The organism is Alteromonas sp. 4NH20-0056 (genome assembly GCF_057539655.1).
This window is the reverse complement of sequence record NZ_BAAJLS010000002.1, coordinates 309,646-328,968: the sequence shown is the minus strand read 5'-3', so window position 1 is coordinate 328,968 and position 19,323 is coordinate 309,646. Positions and strand designations below refer to the sequence as shown.

18 protein-coding genes are annotated in these 19,323 nt (G+C 44.7%); 8 read left to right on the top strand and 10 right to left on the bottom strand.

Translation table 11 applies throughout. The annotated features are described in order from the left end of the window. Window positions 1-56 precede the first annotated feature (56 nt). The 9 genes from AC27EZ_RS04995 to AC27EZ_RS04955 all read right to left on the bottom strand — a co-directional run bounded on the left by AC27EZ_RS04995 (window position 57) and on the right by AC27EZ_RS04955 (window position 7,126). The gene (locus AC27EZ_RS04995; protein WP_487134264.1) at window positions 57-923 is read right to left on the bottom strand and encodes an aspartoacylase; all 867 of its coding nucleotides are present in this window, start codon (window positions 921-923) and stop codon (window positions 57-59) included. 10 nt (window positions 924-933) lie between these two features. Continuing rightward, window positions 934-1,161 carry a DNA gyrase inhibitor YacG gene (yacG, locus tag AC27EZ_RS04990; protein WP_487134263.1) on the bottom strand — a complete coding sequence of 76 codons (228 nt, stop codon included), beginning with the start codon at window positions 1,159-1,161 and terminating at the stop codon, window positions 934-936. Between the two features lie 33 nt (window positions 1,162-1,194). Next, window positions 1,195-1,947 (bottom strand): cell division protein ZapD, encoded by a 753-nt coding sequence (zapD, locus tag AC27EZ_RS04985; protein ID WP_487134262.1) that lies wholly within the window; start codon window positions 1,945-1,947, stop codon window positions 1,195-1,197. Between the two features lie 116 nt (window positions 1,948-2,063). After that, on the bottom strand, window positions 2,064-2,678 hold the full coding sequence (gene coaE, locus AC27EZ_RS04980; RefSeq protein WP_487134261.1) for a dephospho-CoA kinase: 615 nt from the start codon (window positions 2,676-2,678) through the stop codon (window positions 2,064-2,066). Next, window positions 2,678-3,550 (bottom strand): prepilin peptidase, encoded by an 873-nt coding sequence (locus AC27EZ_RS04975; RefSeq protein ID WP_487134260.1) that lies wholly within the window; start codon window positions 3,548-3,550, stop codon window positions 2,678-2,680. The genes coaE and AC27EZ_RS04975 overlap by 1 nt, the downstream gene beginning before the upstream one ends. An 88-nt stretch (window positions 3,551-3,638) precedes the next feature. Further along, window positions 3,639-4,850 (bottom strand): type II secretion system F family protein, encoded by a 1,212-nt coding sequence (locus AC27EZ_RS04970; protein ID WP_421132196.1) that lies wholly within the window; start codon window positions 4,848-4,850, stop codon window positions 3,639-3,641. Window positions 4,851-4,943: 93 nt separating this feature from the next. Next, entirely contained in the window at window positions 4,944-5,372 is a 429-nt protein-coding gene (locus tag AC27EZ_RS04965) for a pilin (RefSeq protein WP_487134259.1), read from the bottom strand. A gap of 350 nt (window positions 5,373-5,722) precedes the next feature. Continuing rightward, complete coding sequence (gene nadC / locus AC27EZ_RS04960) at window positions 5,723-6,583, bottom strand: carboxylating nicotinate-nucleotide diphosphorylase (RefSeq protein WP_487134258.1); 861 nt, start codon at window positions 6,581-6,583, stop codon at window positions 5,723-5,725. Between the two features lie 18 nt (window positions 6,584-6,601). Then, entirely contained in the window at window positions 6,602-7,126 is a 525-nt protein-coding gene (locus AC27EZ_RS04955) for a retropepsin-like aspartic protease family protein (RefSeq protein WP_487134257.1), read from the bottom strand. A gap of 174 nt (window positions 7,127-7,300) precedes the next feature. On the opposite strand from AC27EZ_RS04955, the gene ampD reads away from it, so the two are divergent. The 7 genes from ampD to AC27EZ_RS04920 all read left to right on the top strand — a co-directional run bounded on the left by ampD (window position 7,301) and on the right by AC27EZ_RS04920 (window position 16,817). After that, window positions 7,301-7,840 (top strand): 1,6-anhydro-N-acetylmuramyl-L-alanine amidase AmpD, encoded by a 540-nt coding sequence (gene ampD / locus AC27EZ_RS04950; RefSeq protein WP_487134256.1) that lies wholly within the window; start codon window positions 7,301-7,303, stop codon window positions 7,838-7,840. 28 nt (window positions 7,841-7,868) lie between these two features. Continuing rightward, a complete protein-coding gene (gene ampE, locus AC27EZ_RS04945) occupies window positions 7,869-8,738 on the top strand; it encodes a beta-lactamase regulator AmpE (protein ID WP_487134255.1) in 870 nt (289 codons plus the stop codon). 344 nt (window positions 8,739-9,082) lie between these two features. After that, on the top strand, window positions 9,083-9,829 hold the full coding sequence (locus AC27EZ_RS04940; RefSeq protein WP_487134254.1) for a GntR family transcriptional regulator: 747 nt from the start codon (window positions 9,083-9,085) through the stop codon (window positions 9,827-9,829). Window positions 9,830-10,020: 191 nt separating this feature from the next. Further along, a complete protein-coding gene (gene aceE / locus AC27EZ_RS04935) occupies window positions 10,021-12,696 on the top strand; it encodes a pyruvate dehydrogenase (acetyl-transferring), homodimeric type (protein ID WP_487134253.1) in 2,676 nt (891 codons plus the stop codon). A gap of 21 nt (window positions 12,697-12,717) precedes the next feature. Then, on the top strand, window positions 12,718-14,706 hold the full coding sequence (gene aceF / locus AC27EZ_RS04930) for a pyruvate dehydrogenase complex dihydrolipoyllysine-residue acetyltransferase (protein WP_487134252.1): 1,989 nt from the start codon (window positions 12,718-12,720) through the stop codon (window positions 14,704-14,706). Window positions 14,707-14,838: 132 nt separating this feature from the next. Next, a complete protein-coding gene (gene lpdA, locus AC27EZ_RS04925; protein ID WP_487134251.1) occupies window positions 14,839-16,260 on the top strand; it encodes a dihydrolipoyl dehydrogenase in 1,422 nt (473 codons plus the stop codon). Window positions 16,261-16,379: 119 nt separating this feature from the next. Then, window positions 16,380-16,817 (top strand): hypothetical protein, encoded by a 438-nt coding sequence (locus tag AC27EZ_RS04920; RefSeq protein WP_487134250.1) that lies wholly within the window; start codon window positions 16,380-16,382, stop codon window positions 16,815-16,817. Here AC27EZ_RS04920 and AC27EZ_RS04915 read toward each other — a convergent pair. Continuing rightward, window positions 16,814-17,890, bottom strand: a complete 1,077-nt coding sequence (locus tag AC27EZ_RS04915) for a LysR family transcriptional regulator (RefSeq protein WP_487134249.1) — start codon at window positions 17,888-17,890, stop codon at window positions 16,814-16,816. The two genes, AC27EZ_RS04920 and AC27EZ_RS04915, sit on opposite strands and share 4 nt — an antisense overlap. A gap of 164 nt (window positions 17,891-18,054) precedes the next feature. Here AC27EZ_RS04915 and AC27EZ_RS04910 point away from each other — a divergent pair, with 164 nt between their 5' ends. After that, window positions 18,055-19,323, top strand: coding sequence for an efflux RND transporter periplasmic adaptor subunit (locus AC27EZ_RS04910; RefSeq protein WP_487134248.1), 1,269 nt, complete (start codon window positions 18,055-18,057; stop codon window positions 19,321-19,323).

Below are 19,323 nucleotides of genomic sequence, written 5' to 3'. Positions count from 1 at the left end.
CAAAAAACGCGCATAGGCGCGTTTTTTTATTGCGGTACTGCTGAATTTACTACCCTTTACAGGGTAATAAGCGTTGATGTGGCAAAGGCCACGTGAAGTTTATTGTAGGCCGCTTCGTTGATGAAATGCGGGTACGTGGTTTCATCAGCCTGCCATACGATATCTTTCCCATCGAAGGTTCTAAACATAGGTGCACCTGTAACCAGCGGAACAAAATCGCTATCTTGCAGTGCATGATGAATCATGGCGGTACGGTTGCCGTCTTCATCGAGTGGAAAAGAGATATTTTCACCAAGTCTAAACGCTTCGCAAGGTGGCAGGTCACCACATTCTTCGTTATTAAATGCGATACAAAAGTCGAGAAGCACTTCAGCCATTTTTTGCGTCGATAAAAATACGTCTTCTCGTAACACACCTTGGGGCTGTGCGCCCACTTCTATCATTACACCATATTTACCCGTGGTACATAAATAGCCATGCTCCAAATACGCTTTCTCATCTTCAACCAAGATATTTGATTCAGGCATGTGTTGCTTAACGTACCGTGCCATTTGCACATAAAAATCACTGGTATCAAGAATGATTAATGTGGCGCCCATATGACTTGTGGTGTTATGAATATCGATGACTAAATCAGTTGCTGAAGCGCCTTTTGGACCAAGCTGTTGGTTGATGGTTTTAGCGAGTTCATTTTCCTGCGATGACGTCGCCTCTTCAAGAGCAGCGTGGGTAAACTGGCGGTTAAGATCTTCTTCCAAAAAACGGGTGTTAGCTGCAATAGCGGCGGGGTTGGCCGTATAAAGCGTAATATCTAAGAGGTCAAAGCGTGATGGTGTGCCTTGGTTTTCCCAATTTTGGATAAGCTGGATACCGCTCATCTCGTTGCCGTGTGTACCACCAACAAGCGCAATACTTTTAATCATTTTTCTTTCCTTAATGCTTAAAAAAGTCATCAGATTGTTGGCTTAACATGGCCTCTATATCTTCTATATCAATGTCGTTTTGGCTATCACGCTTACTATTTTCCGTTGCAATTTTTCGCTCTTCGGTTGCCCATTCACCTAAATCAATAAGTTGGCATTTTTTGCTACAAAAAGGGCGATACTCACTGTCGCTAGACCATGTTACAGGCGCAGCACACGTTGGGCAGTTTACAACCATAGAAACACTCCGATAAGGGTTAATGGGGCTAGTTTAACAAGCGGCTAGTGCAAATTGAATATCAGAATCAATAGCTGCACTTTGACCTTCAGGTGGCGTGAATTGCATGAAGCGAAGTGCATAGCGATATTTGTTACCGCTGAGTGTTGGGTAATAACCTTGGTCGGTGCGACAGCGAACTCTGATCAGTTCGTTTTTATCTTCTGCGACACCTTGGTAAAAGCCATTATCTGCCGTTACCGTACTAAATTGCCCGCGCTCTCTAATAAACGAGACACTGACCGCAATGGCATCATCAAGCATCGACAGCGAATCAAGCCATTGAGCAATATCCCGTTGTTTTAACTCTGTTGGCTGTTGTAACCAGAAATGAAGGTTGGGTAAGTCAAAGCTACACGCACCGCCAGGAATAGCAAAGCGTTGTCTTATACTACCTAAAAATTTATCTTCTTTTAACGCGCTACCAAAACGTCGTTCGTTCTTTATTTTCGTTTTAAGCGACAGTACGGTTTTAAGCGCTTGCTCAAGTGCGGTACTGTCTATTTTAGGGTGACGAGACCAGTAGACGAGATTTTTTTCATGAGCTTCTAGGTCTTTCCCCATATCAGAACGCAAATCTAAGCGCTCGATGAGGTCAAGAAGCTCGAAAAGTTGTTCAAAAAAAACCAGTTGAATGTGGGGGCTGTCAATTTTAGCCGTTGCCTTTAATTGACCTATGAGCTGTTCTACACGCAAATAATTACGTACTTTTTCCTTTAACGGGAACTCGAAAACAGCGTCGCTCATGGTTATCCTTTAAACACAGTTACTTAGCCGTTAAGCCTAATGCATGTAACGGTTTAAGCCAAGCCGACTTTTAAACAAACGCGTATTTTTATGTATTCTGTGCGAAAAATCGGAGTTTAACGTGTCCGGAGCGCACTTTTTGAAAGATATTGTGCGTGTAACGCGTGTACTTGGGGTAACAAGCTTTCCAGTGTGCCACTGTTATCAATAACGTCATCTGCAGCGCTAAGCCTATCGTCTCGTGATGCTTGCGCCGCCATAATATTTTTTATGGTTTGTGTCGTACTGCCATCGCGCAGGGTCGCTCGCGTTATTTGCAACGCTTCGGGGCAATCAACAACAAGCACGCGGTCACACATTACCGTTAGTTTATTCTCAACCAATAACGGGACAGCCAAAATACAATAATCACTTTGAGATTGCTCAATTAGCTGATGCATTCGCTCACGAATAAGTGGATGTAATAGGGCGTTTAGCCATGCTTGTTCTTCTTTGTTGTAGAACACGCGCTCTCTTAGTACTGGACGGTTTAGAGAGCCGTTCTCGAGTAACATGGATGGACCAAAATGCTTTTCAATTTCTAAGAGCCCAATGCTGCCTTTAGCCACTACTTCTCTGGCAATTTCGTCGGCGTCGATGATATCAATACCAAGCTCAGCGAAGCGATTGCTGACTGCTGATTTACCGCTACCTATTCCACCGGTTAACCCTACGACATACTTATTTTTCATTATGAAAGAACCCAGTTTAAATAGGTGGTTGTAATGGCGTCTTTGTAAAGTAACGTAAGCCAACCGGCTACCGCGAGATAGGGGCCAAATGGAATAGCCAGTGATTTCCCTTTATTTTGTATTACCATGATAGCAATGCCTGCGATTGCCCCCACAAATGAAGAAAGTAATATAATAATAGGTAACCCCTGCCACCCAGTGAATGCCCCAAGTGCTGCTAACAGTTTAAAGTCGCCGTAACCCATTCCTTCCTTACCGGTGGTTAATTTGAACAACCAATACACCGACCATAAACTTAAATAACCAAACGCCGCGCCCAAAATGGCATCGGTTGTATCAACAAAAACGTGCTGAGTGCTAAGGAGTAGCCCAACCCAGAGTAACGGTAAGGTTAGTTGGTCGGGTAATAGCATTTTATCAAGGTCGATAAAAAGTAACGCAATAAGTACGTAAGTAAAGGCAATAGCCCACAGCGCCTGTGTGGAGGGGCCGAAATAATAGGCTGCAGCAGTACACGAAATTGCGGTAAAAAGCTCAACCAGCGGATAGCGCATCGAAATAGATGTTTTACATGAGGCACATTTGCCTTTTAAGAATATGTAGCTAAGTACCGGTATGTTTTCCCAGGCTCTTATTTTGTGGTTGCAGTGTGGGCATGTACTGTCTGGTTTCGACAGATTGAAAGGGGAAACGGGAGTGGTAGGTTCGTTGTTAAAATACGTGTCATATTCTTCTTTCCAGCTGTTTTCCATCATTATTGGAAGGCGATAAATAACAACGTTTAAAAAACTTCCCACCATTAAGCTTACAAGGAAAACCATGATAAAAAAGAACGTAGGGTATTGCTGGCTTAAAAAAATAACCGATTCCATTAAGGCAAACTCTTTATTATGTCGTGTGGGTTATGATGAAAAAAACTTGCTAGTAGCGGCATGTTTGCCGCCAAAAACGAAAGGAATACTACACCACATCACCCATCTGGAATATAGGCAAGTACATCGCAACAATTAAGCCACCAATGACAACACCGAGTACAGCCATGATCATGGGTTCAAGTAAGCTGGTTAAGCCATCAACCATGTCATCAACCTCTGCCTCATAGATGGTGGCAATTTTACTTAGCATTTCATCAACCGCACCGGATTCTTCACCAATGGCAATCATCTGCGTAACCATATCAGGGAACACATTGGTTGCCCTCATCGCCGTATGCATGGGCATACCGCCGGCAACTTCTTTTCGCATAAATAAAATAGCATCACGAAAAACCGCATTACCTGACGCGCCTGCCGCTGATTCTAATGCACCAATTAAAGGAACACCGGCGGCAAAAGTGGTGGCAAGTGTCCTTGTGAAGCGGGCAATACTCGCTTTTTTAAGTATTTCGCCAATCACAGGTATTTTGAGAACATTTTTATCAACATTATCCCTAAGCTTTTGGCTCTTTTTGTGGGCGCGCATAAACATTGCGCCTGCGCCGCCCATCCCAATCGCAATAAAAATACCGTAATCTTGCACAAATCGAGAAATGGCTAAAACAAACTGTGTAAACGCTGGCAATTCTGCACCAAAGCTACTAAAAATTTCCTCAAATTGAGGAACCACGAAAATAAGTAGAATTGTAGTTACAATAAAGGCGACAACCACAACCGCGATAGGGTAAAACATCGCTTTTTTAATTTTCGACTTTAGCGCCTCGGCTTTTTCTTTATAGGTAGCGATTCGGTCGTAAATAAGCTCCAGTGCACCAGATTGTTCACCGGTATACACCAAGTCACAATATAAGTCGTCAAAGTAGTCTGGGTGTTTTCTTAACGCGCCGGAGAGGGGATTACCGCTTTTTACTTCATCGGTTATTTGCGTTAATAGCTTTCGCATAGACGCTTTAGCATGGCCTTGCGCTATCATCTCTAACGACTGTATTAACGTAACACCTGCAGCAAGCATGGTCGCGATTTGGCGAGATACAACAGAAATGTCGGCGGCAACGATTTTTTGACCACCACGGCCAAATAGGGGTTTGCTAAGTTTTTTAACTTTGTTCGCTGAAATACCTTGTCGGCGAAGTAAGTTTTTAGCCTCTGACAGCGATGTTGCTGAAATTTCGCCTTTACGAGACTGCCCTTGCCGGTCTTTGCCTTGCCAGGTAAACATCGTTGCTGCTTTTGCCATTACTTTTACTCAGCTATTAATATGGTTCGCTAGGAATGTAGACAAAAAAGCCCAGTATTCACCGGGCTTTTATTATTGAAAATTATGACTTAATTAGCATAGTGTTGCTGGGTCGCAAGCAGCAGCCCAGATAATGCGATTATTGTCGATGTTAGGCGTCAATGTGTATGAACCAGTACCTGAAAGGCCTAAATCACCGTGCTGAGTCGCTGTAATTACACCATTCGCTGTGCTTACGCCAACAACGTCAACTGTAGCTGCAGCTGCTGACGCAGTAATGTCAGCTGGAATGCCGTTAGTACCGCCGTCACATGCAGTAATGTCATTGGTAGATGCATAGCAAATTTCTACAGAGGTTTTCGCAGCAGCTGTCGCGTTAGTCACTTCAGTGAACTTCGCTTTTTGCGTGTAGTTCTGATAGGCAGGTAATGCGATAGCAGCAAGAATACCGATGATTGCTACAACAATCATTAGTTCGATTAGGGTGAAACCGTTTTGGTTTTTAGTGTTCATGTTTTTCATGGTCTTTCTCCGGGACGTGTATAACACGTAAAGTTAAAATATCTTCAAATTGACGTTTATACCTGAGACGTCCTTTTAAACGACCCCGGTACTTGATGCTCAGTATAGAATTTTATTTGTCTGTGACAAGTATAAGAAACTATACCGATGTCTTCGTTTTACAGTATGACATGTATCAACAGCGCTTTGCATACGTGGCTAGTTAAACTTTCGTATAATAATCCGTAAGTTACCTTAGTTATAGCCTATTATACATGCGGCGTCCACTGCACCGTCGACCAATACCTTTCGCCTGTCGAGAGGTAATGCGCAAACATTTCCTCTTACTTAAACCGCCTCGCGCGAGAGCGCTACTTTGTACCAAGCGCTATACGCAATGACAGGTCTATTGCATTTACATGTTTTGTCAGCGCGCCTGATGAAATGTAATCTACTCCCAAGGTAGCTAACGATGAGAGTCTCTCGTCAGTAATATTTCCTGACACTTCAAGTTTAGCTTGCCCTTGTGTTAGTGCAACTGCATGTTGGATCTGTTCATTAGTGAAGTTGTCTAACATAATAATGTCAGCGCCAGCTGATAACGCGTCCTCTAACTCTTGATGATTTTCAACTTCCACTTCGACTAACTTACCGGGCATCATCGTTTTTGCGCGCTGAACCGCTTGTTCAATACCACCACAAGAAAAAATATGGTTCTCTTTTATCAGAAAGGCGTCAAATAGCCCAATGCGATGGTTCTTACCACCGCCGCAGGCTACGGCATACTTTTGAGCAAGTCGTAAACCGGGTAGCGTTTTTCTTGTATCGAGAATCTTGGTGTTGCTTCCCTCAAGAAGTGCTGCATAGCGGGATGTTGTCGTTGCGGTACCTGATAAGGTTTGAAAAAAGTTTAATGCTGTTCTTTCAGCGGTCAATATTGCGCGTGCCGAACCTGACAAGCTAACCAGTATGGTGTTGGCATCAACCTTATCACCTTCGCTAACGTGCCAGTCTAATGAAACAGTGTCGTCAATAAGTGCAAAGGCTTCATTTACCCACGATACCCCACACACCACGCACGGTTCGCGGGTAATAATGGTCGCATTCGCTGTCACACTTTTATCAATAAGGTTTGCAGTAATATCATTGCTGGCATTAAGTTCGCCGCCAAGGTCTTCTATCAATGCTTGCTTTACTTGTTCACGAATTGCGTGAATGTCAGGAGATGTCATGTTATTTGCACTAGTCAGCTAAAGGGTACGCAATATTAACCAATCTCCGCGCTGAGTAAACTCTAATTGGCGAAGAACGCTCATTCCAAGCAAAATATGGTCATCTTGCATACCAGGGTTTAAATTTGCTTCAACGTCGCGCACTACAATATCGCCAATGCGTAGGGTATTAATACGAGACTCTGCAATGCGCACTGTACCGTTGGCCGTTCGCGCTAAGCCTTGTCTTCCTGCTTCTAGTTGTAATCTTTTCGCCAGGTGAGCGGGTACGGCAACATCTGTCGCGCCAGTATCAACCAGAAAGGTCACTTCTTCACCGTTAATAAACCCTGTAGTGACATAGTGACCTGCTCTATTTTGTTTCAGCCGCACTTCTGTTTGCGAACCCACACGCTGAGACTCCGGTGTCGAGTTTGGATTAACCTGTTTTTCTAACAAATCTGAAAAGACAAAGACGAGTAACCCGAAACCACAAACCCACGCGAGTATGACCATCCACTTTCCGGCAGTACTGTCGCCGTGCTCGCTATTCATATCGCTCATTTAATACCCTTGTTTACCTGTATGCGCTGTTCACTACTACTACTTAGTTAACTTTTGGTTCCGTAGTGGCGGTTTAGTTTGACAGAAATCGTTGTTTTTGTTGTTCTTCCTGTTCTTTACAATGCCATTTCGTGCCAGTGTAGTTAACAGTAATACAGTAAAAGATGAATTAACATGACGTTATACGAAAACGCTACTCAAGTAGATTGCCCACATTACGATGAACGGCCAGCGGGAGCGGAAGTAAGCTTACTGGTTATCCATAATATTTCTTTACCTCCCTCGCAGTTTGGTACGAGCGGTATTCGGCAATTATTCACCGGAACGCTTAACCCGAGTGAACACCCATTTTATAAGGATATTGCAGGGCTGCGAGTCTCCGCGCATTGTGTGATTTATCGTACGGGCAAGGTAGAACAGTTTGTGCCTTTTAATGCACGTGCATGGCATGCGGGTGTCTCCACGTTTCAAGGCGTCTCCCGTTGTAATGACTTTTCAATTGGTATTGAATTAGAGGGAACCGATACGCTCCCTTATACCGACGAGCAATATCAAACACTTAGTGAAGTTTCCAATTTCATCCGTTCTCACTATCCTCGGATCACTTTAGGGCGTATTGTGGGGCATAATGATATTGCTCCGGGAAGAAAAACGGATCCTGGATGCGCGTTTGATTGGGCACGGTTTAGAACCAGTTTATCGTCGTCCTCTTAAGCTACCTCAATAAAAATAAGGGTTTAGCATGATTTTAATGAGTTTGTTGCTGGTATTGAGCGTAGAACGCCTGGTTAATAAACAACCTAATTGGCATATTGAAAAGTATGCCGAGCAATATCGAGAATGGATAGCGGGTAAAGGTTGGCTTACCAACAGTTCATCAGCGTTCACTTTATACTTGAGTTTGTTGCTACCAGCGTTACTTCTAGGTGCAATTGAGCATTGGTTGCTAGGTACCTTCCTCACGTTTATTGAGCAAAGTTTTATATTATTTGTTTGTATAGGTTGTCCTGCATTGCGCGCGACGTATAAGTGCTTCTTAAACGCAGCACACCGCGGTGATGTGCAAGCATGCAGTATGTATACAGACCAGTTAGGTCACTGCACAAGTGAAGTACCGCATTCACACAATGCCCAAGAAGAAGGTCGAAGTTTTGGTCAACATTTAACGTGGCTAAACTACCAACATTATGCTGCTGTCATGCTGTTTTTTATTGCCTTTGGCGCGCCAGGAGCGTTGTTCTATTCCCTTAGCCGAAGCACGACAGAAGTGTTGTGTAATCGGCAACATCCTTTGCGAGACGCGGCATTAAATCTTATGTTTGCGCTTGATTATATTCCGGTAAGGATCACCGCATTCGGAATGTTAATGATGGGGCACTTTTCGCGCGCACTGTCTGAATGGCTTAGTCACGTCTTTTCGCTCAATGTATCAGCGTATATATTGCTTACACATGTATCTTCAAAGGCTGAAATGTTAACGCCAGAAGAACAGGAAGCACAGCAAAACAATGCTGCTATTGAGCCCCAAGTTCTGGTTAAGCTTGCTAAGCGAAATGTTATCTTTTTATTAGTTATTACCTCAGCGTTAACGGTTGTTGGCTCATTGGCTTAGTGTACTGCTAATAAAAACGCATTAATTGTGTCTAGTCTGTTGCCCTTCTCGTTACCAACTGTTGGCTGATTGTAGAAAAATGACATATAAATCAGCCATCTTCTACGTTAAATCTTCTCCATTCTTCCTCATCAGACCAGTTCGGCATTAGTTACTTTTTCTATTATTTTCAATGATAAAGGAAGGCATCGAGCAATACGCCAAGGCTTTGCTATGCTTGAGAGTGTTTACCTAAGAATAGAACTGCCTTAAACTGTATAGGTAAAATGGTATTACCAATATTGATTTATTGTTCATTTATTTTACACTAGCGCCTCGACATAAGTAGAAAATAGGGTAGCCGCATGCGTCAGCAGCGAAAGAAACTTGCAGATGTAATAACTGAGCAACTTGAATCGATGATTCTTGACGGCTCTTTATTGGCAGGCCAAAAACTCCCTCCCGAAAGAGAGCTGGCGTTGCAGTTCGATGTGTCTCGACCTTCACTACGAGAGGCAATCGGTAATTTGCAAGCGCGTGGTTTAGTGGACCGAAAGCAGGGAGGCGGTACGTTTGTTAATCGCAATTTAAACTCAGCAATGACCGACCCACTGATGGCGTTAGTCAGTAAACGTCCAGAAACACAGTTTGATCTTTTGGAGTTCAGACACGCGCTTGAAGGTATGGCTGCATACTATGCTGCACTTCGAGGGCAACCCGAAGACTACGATGCGTTAAAAACCGCATTGAACGAATTGCCAACCCCTGAAGCGGGCGAAAGCAAGCGGCAGCAAGCAGAAGCTCTCGGGCAGTTTTACATTATTATGGCGCGAGCCTCTCATAACATGGTGCTATTGCACGTAATGAGTACGATGCAAAGTATGTTAGTTGAGAATATCGAACGAAATTTAGACATGCTGGCTATGCACACCGATACCGGTAACGACATAGCGAGACAGCGTCGAGAAATTGTTGAAGCAATTGCTGCGCGAGACCCCGAGGCCGCGCGCCAGGCGTGTAATACGCACCTTGCATTCATCGAAAAAACGTTATTAACCATTAACCAGCGTGATAGTCGCGTTCAGCGCGCGTTACGACGGTTAGAAATTTAATTTCTCATGACATGTGAGAATAGAAGTTCGCAGTGATCTGGTCGTTTTGCCAGAATCTCTGCATTAGCAGGTGAGCCATATCGGATCACTGTGAGTACAACGTTGTTTAGTTTGTCTTCTCTTCGGTGCTTTATGTATAAAGCGGAAACCTTAGGGAAGATTGTCTATATAAGAAAAAATAGGATGGCACCATGACTGATATGTTGCACCAAGATGTCGACCCTCAAGAAACGAAAGAGTGGATTGATGCGCTTGAGTCTGTATTAGAAGAAGAAGGCGTAGAACGCGCGCATTACTTGCTCGAGAAGCTGATTGATAAAGCTCGACGTAGCGGCGCACATTTACCATACGACGCGACTACCGCTTACATCAACACCATTCCCTCGGCCCAAGAGCCGAAAATGCCTGGTGATTTAACGATTGAAGCGCGTATTCGTGCTGCCATTCGTTGGAATGCATTGATGATTGTACTGCGTGCATCTAAGAAAGACCTTGAACTTGGTGGTCATATTGGTAGTTTCGCATCATCTGCGATGCTTTATGATGTCGGTTTTAATCACTTCTTCAAAGCACCGAATGAAAACCAAGGTGGCGACTTCATTTTCGCTCAGGGCCATATCTCTCCTGGTATATACGCGCGTTCATACATGGAAGGAAACCTAACTGAAGACCAGTTAAATAATTTCCGTCAAGAATGTGCGGGTGACGGTCTATCGTCTTACCCACATCCACACTTAATGAAAGACTACTGGCAGTTTCCTACGGTATCGATGGGCTTGGGCCCACTTCAAGCTATCTATACTGCTCGTTTCCTTAAGTACCTAACGAACCGCGGTATCAAAGACTGTTCAGGTCAGCGCGTTTACTGCTACATGGGTGACGGTGAGTGTGATGAACCAGAAAGTTTGGGTGCAATCGGTCTTGCGTCTCGCGAAGGCCTCGATAACCTTACGTTTGTCATCAACTGTAATTTACAGCGTCTTGATGGTCCGGTACGTGGTAACGGCAAAATTATTCAAGAGCTTGAAGGCACATTCCGCGGCGCGGGTTGGGAAGTCGTAAAAGTTATCTGGGGTAGCTACTGGGACGAGCTTCTAGCGCGCGATAAATCAGGCAAGCTTATTCAGCTAATGGGTGAAACGGTCGACGGTGAATACCAGAACTGTAAAGCCAAAGGCGGTAAGTACACCCGTGAAAACTTCTTCAACAAATATCCTGAAACAGCGGCACTTGTCGCTAATATGTCAGACGATGATATTTGGCGCTTGAATCGCGGTGGTCACGATCCAGTAAAAGTATTCGCTGCTTACCAAAAAGCCATTGATACAAAAGGCCGCCCAACGGTAATTCTTGCTAAAACAGTTAAAGGTTTTGGTTTAGGTGCATCAGGGGAAGCGCAAAACGTCGCGCACAACGTGAAGAAAATGGATGTGGAATCAATCAAGCTATTCCGCGACCGTTTTAATATTCCAGTAGCAGACGAGAAAATTGCAGATCTTCCTTACTTCAAGTTTGAAGAAGACAGTGAAGAGATGAAGTATCTTCGCGCGCGCCGTGAAGCGTTAGGTGGTTATCTACCGTCGCGTAGAGAACAAGCTGAAGAGCAGTTAGAAGTACCAGAACTGTCGGCATTTGATGCTATTTTGAAAGGGTCTGGCGACCGCCAGGTGTCATCAACGATGACATTTGTACGAGTTCTTAATGCATTGTTAAAAGACAAGAAGATTGGCAAGCGAATAGTACCAATCATTCCTGATGAAGCCCGTACTTTTGGTATGGAAGGATTATTCCGTCAGGTGGGTATTTACGCTAACGAAGGTCAGAAATATGTTCCGCAGGACGCTGACCAAGTGGCGTACTATCGCGAAGATAAAAAAGGCCAGGTACTGCAAGAAGGCATTAACGAGCTAGGTGCAATGGCATCATGGGTCGCGGCGGGTACGTCGTATTCAACGTGTAACGCCACTACGATCCCGTTCTACATATACTACTCAATGTTTGGATTCCAACGCGTTGGCGACCTTGCATGGGCAGCAGGTGATAGCCAAGCACGTGGTTTCCTATTAGGTGCAACAGCGGGTAGAACGACCCTTAACGGCGAAGGTCTACAGCATCAAGATGGTCACTCACATGTTCAGGCGAACCTAATTCCAAACTGTATTACTTACGACCCAACGTATGGTTACGAAGTAGCGGTTATCGTTCAAGACGGTCTTCGTCGTATGTACGGTAACAACGAAAACGTTTTCTATTACCTAACGTTGATGAACGAGAACTATCAGCACCCTGCAATGCCAGAAAGTGATGATATTGCTGAGCAAATCATTAAAGGCATCTACAAGCTAGAACGCGTCGAGAGCGAAAAAGCTAAGCTTAATGTTCAGCTTATGGGCTCGGGTACCATATTGAATGAAGTGCGCAAAGCAGCACAAATTCTTTGTGACGATTACAACGTGTCTTCTGACGTTTATTCGGTAACCTCGTTCAACGAATTAGCCCGTGAAGGGCAAGACGTAGCGCGTTGGAACATGCTTAACCCAGAAGCTGAGCAAAAGGTACCTTACATTGGTCAAGTGATTACGAAAGATGCAGGCCCTGCGATTTCTGCGACTGACTACGTTAAGAATTACTCAGACCAAGTACGTGCGTTCATCGATACTGAATATCGCTGCCTAGGTACAGACGGTTTCGGTCGAAGCGATAGCCGCGAAAACTTGCGTACTCATTTTGAAGTTAATGCGTCATATATTGTGGTTGCATCACTTTACGAATTGGCTCAGCGCGGTGACGTTGAGAAGAAAGTGGTAGCAGAAGCTATTAAGCGTTTTGATATTAACGCTGAAAAACTTAACCCACTATACGCATAAGCCAGATAAGGTATTTTACATATGTCAGATATTCAAAAGATTATCGTACCCGATGTAGGTGGTGACGAAGTTGAAGTTATCGAGCTATGTGTTGCCGTAGGCGACAACATTGAGGCAGATGAAGGCGTTGTTACTGTTGAAAGTGACAAGGCGTCAATGGACATCCCAGCACCATTTGAAGGTGAGATTGTAAGCTTGTCTGTATCAGTAGGCGATAAAATCAAAGAAGGCGATGTGATTGGGGAAATGAAGGCTGCTGGCAGTGATAACGCATCAGAAGAAACGGCTTCTGATGATGCGCAAGATGCGCCTAAGCAAGAAGCTCCTAAAGAAGAAAAACAATCAGACGCAGCACCTACCGCCGCTGGCGGCAGTGAAGTCATTGAAGTCGCAGTGCCGGATATTGGTGCAGATGGCGAGGTTGACGTTATTGACGTTCTGGTTTCGGTGGGGGATACCATCGAAAAAGAAGATGGCCTGATCACGCTTGAAACCGACAAAGCCACCATGGATGTGCCTTCAACACATGCAGGTACCGTGAAGGAAGTATTCATTAGTACTGGCGATAAAGTCAAAGAGGGTACCGTTGTTATTAAGCTTGAAATTGCTGGTGAAGGCGGTTCAAGTGAAAGCAATTCAGCACCCGCTCAACAAGAAGCGCCTGCAAAAGAGGAAAGTGCACCTCAAGCAAGTGCCTCTTCTAGCAGCGAAACGATTGAAGTGGCTGTACCAGATATTGGTGAAGACGGTGAAGTTGACGTTATCGACGTGCTTGTATCAGCTGGCGATACCGTTGAAAAAGAAGACGGCTTAATTACGCTAGAAACTGATAAAGCCACCATGGATGTACCTTCAACTCATGCGGGTACTATCAAAGAAGTCTTTATTAAAACCGGTGATAAAGTTAAGCAAGGTACGCTAGTGGTTAAACTAGAAACCAGTAGCGGACAAGCACCGGCGCAGACTTCTGAAAAACCGGCAGAAAAACCAGCTGAAGCGCCAAAGAACGAAACACCAAAGCAAGAGGCATCTGAGAGTCGTTCTCCTGTGCCAGAAGCACCAGAAGTCAAAAGCACTGGAAAAGCACACGCTTCACCGTCTGTTAGACGCGTTGCGCGTGAGTTCGGTGTAGACCTTACATTGGTGAGCGGCTCAGGCCCTAAAAACCGTATCTTGAAAGAAGACGTTCAAGCCTATGTGAAAGCAGAGTTGGCTAAGCCACGAACTGCAGGGGCATCGGGCAGTGCGCCGGTAGGTGACAATGTACTTCAAATTGTGCCGGTTAAACCTATTGACCACAGCAAGTTTGGTGAAATTGAAGAGCAAAAGCTGTCGCGTATCCAAAAGATTTCCGGACCGTTCTTACACCGTAACTGGGCGACAATTCCTCACGTTACGCAGTTTGATGAAGCCGATATCACTGACGTTGAAGATTTCCGTAAAGAGCAAAACGCTTACCACGCGAAAATTAAGTCTGGTCTTAAGATCACGCCACTTGTGTTCGTAATGAAAGCGGTAGCAAAAGCCCTTGAGAAATACGAAGTGTTCAACTCGTCACTGTCAGACGACGGCGAGAGCTTGATCATTAAGAAGTACATCAACATTGGTATTGCGGTAGAAACACCGGGTGGCCTTGTTGTACCTGTTATTCGTGACGTGAATAAGAAAGGTATTGAAGAACTGTCTCGCGAGCTTATTGAAACGTCTAAGAAAGCCCGCGACGGAAAACTTAAAGCTGCAGACATGCAAGGCGGTACGTTTACCATCTCTAGTCTAGGCGGTATTGGCGGTACGGCATTTACGCCTATTGTAAATGCACCAGAAGTCGCCATATTAGGTGTGTCAAAGTCTGAGATGAAGCCGAAGTGGAACGGCAGTGAGTTTGAACCTCGTTTGATGGTGCCGCTGAGCCTATCTTACGATCACCGTGTAATTGACGGTGCAGTGGGGGCTAGATTCTCTACTGAGGTTGCTGCAAACTTGACTGACTTACGCAGAATCATACTTTAAGTAAAAGGTCGAAAAAGTTTACAATATCAGTGACATTTTCGACGATTTTATAAGCCCATTTGGTGGCATTTAGGTTATGCTATTACACAAAAGCAATAGCATGACCCTAAAAGAACAGGATTGAGGTTCACAATGAGCGAAATTAAAACGCAATTGGTGGTACTGGGCGGCGGCCCTGGCGGTTATTCAGCAGCATTTCGTGCAGCTGATTTAGGTATTGAAACAGTTATCGTAGACTCTCGCGACTCTCTTGGTGGTGTTTGTCTTAACGTTGGTTGTATTCCATCAAAAGCCCTTCTTCATGTAGCGAAAGTGATGAAAGAAGCGAAGCACCTTGCAAGTCACGGTGTCACGTTTGGCGAGCCTACCATCGATTTAGACAAGATCCGCGATTACAAAGACGGCGTTGTTAAGCAATTAACTAACGGTCTTGGCGGTATGTCTAAAATGCGTAAAACCAAGCATGTACAAGGCTTTGGTAAGTTCACAGGCGCAAATACATTAGAAGTGAAAAATGGTGACGATGTTACTACTATCACGTTTGAAAATGCCATTATTGCTGCTGGCTCTGAGCCAGTAAGTCTGCCGTTCATCCCTGAAGATGACCGTGTAATCGACTCAACTGGCGCGCTGGAAATGAAAGATATTCCAGAGAAAATGCTAGTACTAGGCGGTGGTATCATCGGTCTAGAGATGGGGACGGTTTACGAAGCACTTGGCTCAAAAATCGACGTAGTTGAATTTTTAGATCAGCTTATTCCAGCTGCTGATAAAGATATCATGAAAGTATTCATGAAAGACTACAAAGAAAAATTCAATATTATGCTAGAGACCAAGGTAACAGCGGTTGAAGCAAAAGATGATGGCTTGTACGTAACCTTCGAAGGCAAGAACGCGCCATCTGACCAAGTACGCTACGACAAAGTCCTTGTTGCTGTTGGTCGTAAGCCAAACGGTAAGCTAGTGGGCGCAGAAGCTGCTGGTGTTAACGTTGATGAGCGTGGCTTTATCAGTGTTGATAAGCAAATGCGCACCAACGTTGACCATATTTTTGCGATTGGCGACCTTGTTGGTCAGCCTATGCTTGCGCACAAAGCGGTTCACGAAGGGCATGTTGCAGCTGAAGTTATTTCAGGTAAGAAACATTACTTCGACCCACGTGGTATTCCTTCAGTAGCTTATACTGAGCCAGAAGTTGCTTGGGTTGGTGTTACTGAAAAAGAAGCGAAAGAGCAGGGCCTAAGCTACGAAACTGCGGTATTCCCATGGGCTGCCTCAGGCCGCGCAATTGCATCTGATGCAACTAACGGTATGACGAAGATGATCTTCGACAAAGAAAGCGGCCGCGTTATCGGTGGTGCCATGATAGGCACTAACGCTGGTGAAATGCTTGGTGAAATCGGTTTAGCACTAGAAATGGGTGCAGACGCCGAAGACGTTGCATTAACTATCCATGCTCACCCAACGCTAAATGAGTCTATTGGCCTAGCGTCTGAAATCTTTGAAGGTAGTATTACTGATTTGCCTAACCCTAAGGCAAAGAAAAAGAAGTAAATTTTTCTTAGGTTGTTTAGCAAAAACCCGCTTCTTTAGCGGGTTTTTTTATTTTACTTCTTTTTTTATATCGATAAACTCGTTATTGGGATAACGCAAATATACCTTTATGGTCGATTATGACTGAAGCAGAAAACAACATTGCAAAAGTAAAATCTAAACATGGTGAATATGTCATCGAACTACTCGGGAATATTATTCGCGTAGATGGAAAAGGCATCGTCACGAAGCAGATACTTGAGCAATATCATGACGACGTACGCAAGGTTACTCTCTCACTTAACGGTAAGCCTTGGTGTTTTATGGGGTTCGTTCAGGGAACCGGTATTCTTACTCCAGAAGCGGAAAATGCGTTGGTGGCGTCTATCAAGTTGCGTAAGCGCTATGGCATGACAGCGTGCGCATTGGTAACGAAAGACGCGGATATCCCCATGTTGGTAAAAAGCCAATTTGAACGGGTTTATACTCATGCGCAAATAAACTATGCATTTTGTATTGATGAGAGTGAAGCCTTAGCTTACTTAAAAACGCAGGGTGGCTTCACCTCTTTGTCTTAAGCCGTCGCCTTTTCTTCAGCTGCAAGCCCACTGAAGTTGTCGTTACTGTCCGTTTGCGACAAATGCGCTGGAGTAAAAGAGCTGCAGTCCATATTGCGTTGGTCTAAAAAGCGCTTTACGGTTTCTGCACAATACGCTTTTCGGCAACACTGAGAAAGCAGCATTTCATGGCGTTGTACACGCTCACGTATAAATTTCACCACTAACCCTCTAAGCCATTGTAATCCGGCATCCTGATCTTGACGCTTATGCCACATTACTGACAAAGGTGAGCTGACAATTTCAATTGGCGTTTCAAACACCGCTAGCTCACCTGAAAATATCTCTTGTTCCATGACCAGTGAGGGTGCTACGCATATTAAGTTACTTTCCTTGAGCAGTGGCGTTGCGTTGTAAAATTGATTCACTGACATCGCAACACGGCGTTTAAGGCCCATATTTGCCAATACTTGATCGGTGGGACCTGTGACATCACCTGTTACCGACACCAGTAAGTGATCTGCCGCAATAAAGTCTTCTAGCGTAAGCTGTGATTTCGCCAGCGGGTGGTCTGGACGCATCACAACAACCCAACTTGGGTCTAGAACGTGCTCTGCGCGGATCACTGAGCCTGGCTCTTGGTATTTCGAGAATGTCAGTTCAGCCTCGGCGTCTTTGAGTATTTTATCGGTTTCCATGTCGTAATTGGGGATCGCATGAATGTTAATACCGGGCGCTTCATTTTCTATGACTTTCCTAAGGGGCCCCCAGACCATTGAAACAATGCTATCAGTGGCGGCAATTCTGAACGTTCGTTTTGCAGTAGCTGGATTAAAATCGCTTGGGTTAACCGCCACTTCAAGCTCACCAAGCGGGCCTTGAATTTGGCTCCATAAATTTTTTGCGAAGGAAGTGGGCTGTATCCCTCTGCCATCTTTTACAAACAGTTCATCGTTCCATGCTGTGCGCATTCTCGATAAAGCATTTGAGACAGCGGGCTGCGTCATTGACAACCTGTCTGCCGCTCGAGTGATTGCCCCTTCGGTCATAATGGCATCAAAAATCATCAATAAATTTAAATCATGTGGACGCATTTTACTCTCCCGCGTTGGTTTTTTGCTCACCATGGATCTTAAGAGTAAATATATAACATGATGTGATGTGTTGCATATGAAAATATAATTATTTTTATTCTTTAGACTTTAGCATAATGCGCGGCATTGAACCTTTAGTTGAAAATTTTAAGAGAATCATTGCAATGAAAACATTACCACGCCTATTCGCAATAGTGTGTATTACTGCGCTTATGGTTGCATGCACAGACGAGCAGGATACGGGTCAAACGATGCAAGCGAACAATGCGGTGCCGGTCGATGTCGCTACCGTTGTGTCGCAACGTCTGACTGAGTGGGATAATTTTACTGGGCGCTTAGAATCGGTACAAACCGTTGCGTTACGCCCCAGAGTGTCTGGCTATATCGACTTCGTTGCCTTTGAGGAAGGTGAGTATGTCCAACAGGGGCAAACATTATTCCTCATTGATAATCGCACTTTCAAAGCTGAAGTAGCCCGTTTAACGGCGCAACTAGAAGAAGCGAAAAGTCGCTTGGCCTTGGCTGACCATAACTATGAACGAGCAGCGAAGCTGCGAAAAACACAAGCCGTATCAGAAGAGGTATTAGATGCGCGTCTGTCAGAAAAGAATCAAGCGCTAGCCAGCCTAAATCAAACTCAAGCGTTACTCGATATAGCCCGTCTTAATCGTGGCTTTGCCCGCGTCGAAGCGCCAATTTCTGGCCGAATCTCTCGTGCCAATATTACGCAAGGCAATTTCGTTACCGCAGGGCAGAGCGAACTGACGCGCATTGTCTCAACTGAACGTTTATACGCTTATTTTGATATTGATGAACAAACCTACCTGAACTATTTAACAGGCGATAAAAATACGTCTAGCGCAGTGAGTGACCAACCTGTTGCAATGCGCCTAGCGAATGAAACTGAGCATAGTCATTGGGGCAAAATTGACTTCATCGACAATCAGGTGAATAGCAGTACCGGTACTCTGCGTGTCAGGGCGGTGTTTGATAATAAAGACGGTCGTCTTATTCCTGGTTTATTTGCCCACCTTAAGTTGGCAGGTGACACGAATAATGAAGGTATTCTTATTAAAGAGAAAGCCATTGGCACAGATCTAAACAACAAATATGTGTTAGTGGTGAATGCTGAAAATAACGTTGAGTATCGAGCGGTAACCCTTGGAGACAAGGTGGGCAATATGCGTATTATTACGTCGGGCTTAACGGCACGTGATAAAGTGGTGGTTGACGGCTTGCAACGTGTACGCCCCGGTGCGGTGGTAATGCCTAATAATGTAGCGATGGCGGATAACGAGGCGCTTGCAAACCTAACTGCATGGCAGTCTCGTGTAGATAATGAGACACAGTCAACTCATGATATGTCGCAATACGAAGATGTACTGTCTGGTGGCGCATTTTCAACTACGGCCGCGACAGTAGGTCTGAAGTAA

What these genes read in the sequence shown, in the direction of transcription:
- AC27EZ_RS04995 (WP_487134264.1), bottom strand. Translation starts at nt 923, where the DNA reads ATGATTAAAAGTATTGCGCTTGTTGGTGGTACACACGGCAACGAGATG.
- yacG (WP_487134263.1), bottom strand. Translation starts at nt 1,161, where the DNA reads ATGGTTGTAAACTGCCCAACGTGTGCTGCGCCTGTAACATGGTCTAGC.
- zapD (WP_487134262.1), bottom strand. Translation starts at nt 1,947, where the DNA reads ATGAGCGACGCTGTTTTCGAGTTCCCGTTAAAGGAAAAAGTACGTAAT.
- coaE (WP_487134261.1), bottom strand. Translation starts at nt 2,678, where the DNA reads ATGAAAAATAAGTATGTCGTAGGGTTAACCGGTGGAATAGGTAGCGGT.
- AC27EZ_RS04975 (WP_487134260.1), bottom strand. Translation starts at nt 3,550, where the DNA reads ATGGAATCGGTTATTTTTTTAAGCCAGCAATACCCTACGTTCTTTTTT.
- AC27EZ_RS04970 (WP_421132196.1), bottom strand. Translation starts at nt 4,850, where the DNA reads ATGGCAAAAGCAGCAACGATGTTTACCTGGCAAGGCAAAGACCGGCAA.
- AC27EZ_RS04965 (WP_487134259.1), bottom strand. Translation starts at nt 5,372, where the DNA reads ATGAAAAACATGAACACTAAAAACCAAAACGGTTTCACCCTAATCGAA.
- nadC (WP_487134258.1), bottom strand. Translation starts at nt 6,583, where the DNA reads ATGACATCTCCTGACATTCACGCAATTCGTGAACAAGTAAAGCAAGCA.
- AC27EZ_RS04955 (WP_487134257.1), bottom strand. Translation starts at nt 7,126, where the DNA reads ATGAGCGATATGAATAGCGAGCACGGCGACAGTACTGCCGGAAAGTGG.
- ampD (WP_487134256.1), top strand. Translation starts at nt 7,301, where the DNA reads ATGACGTTATACGAAAACGCTACTCAAGTAGATTGCCCACATTACGAT.
- ampE (WP_487134255.1), top strand. Translation starts at nt 7,869, where the DNA reads ATGATTTTAATGAGTTTGTTGCTGGTATTGAGCGTAGAACGCCTGGTT.
- AC27EZ_RS04940 (WP_487134254.1), top strand. Translation starts at nt 9,083, where the DNA reads ATGCGTCAGCAGCGAAAGAAACTTGCAGATGTAATAACTGAGCAACTT.
- aceE (WP_487134253.1), top strand. Translation starts at nt 10,021, where the DNA reads ATGACTGATATGTTGCACCAAGATGTCGACCCTCAAGAAACGAAAGAG.
- aceF (WP_487134252.1), top strand. Translation starts at nt 12,718, where the DNA reads ATGTCAGATATTCAAAAGATTATCGTACCCGATGTAGGTGGTGACGAA.
- lpdA (WP_487134251.1), top strand. Translation starts at nt 14,839, where the DNA reads ATGAGCGAAATTAAAACGCAATTGGTGGTACTGGGCGGCGGCCCTGGC.
- AC27EZ_RS04920 (WP_487134250.1), top strand. Translation starts at nt 16,380, where the DNA reads ATGACTGAAGCAGAAAACAACATTGCAAAAGTAAAATCTAAACATGGT.
- AC27EZ_RS04915 (WP_487134249.1), bottom strand. Translation starts at nt 17,890, where the DNA reads ATGCGTCCACATGATTTAAATTTATTGATGATTTTTGATGCCATTATG.
- AC27EZ_RS04910 (WP_487134248.1), top strand. Translation starts at nt 18,055, where the DNA reads ATGAAAACATTACCACGCCTATTCGCAATAGTGTGTATTACTGCGCTT.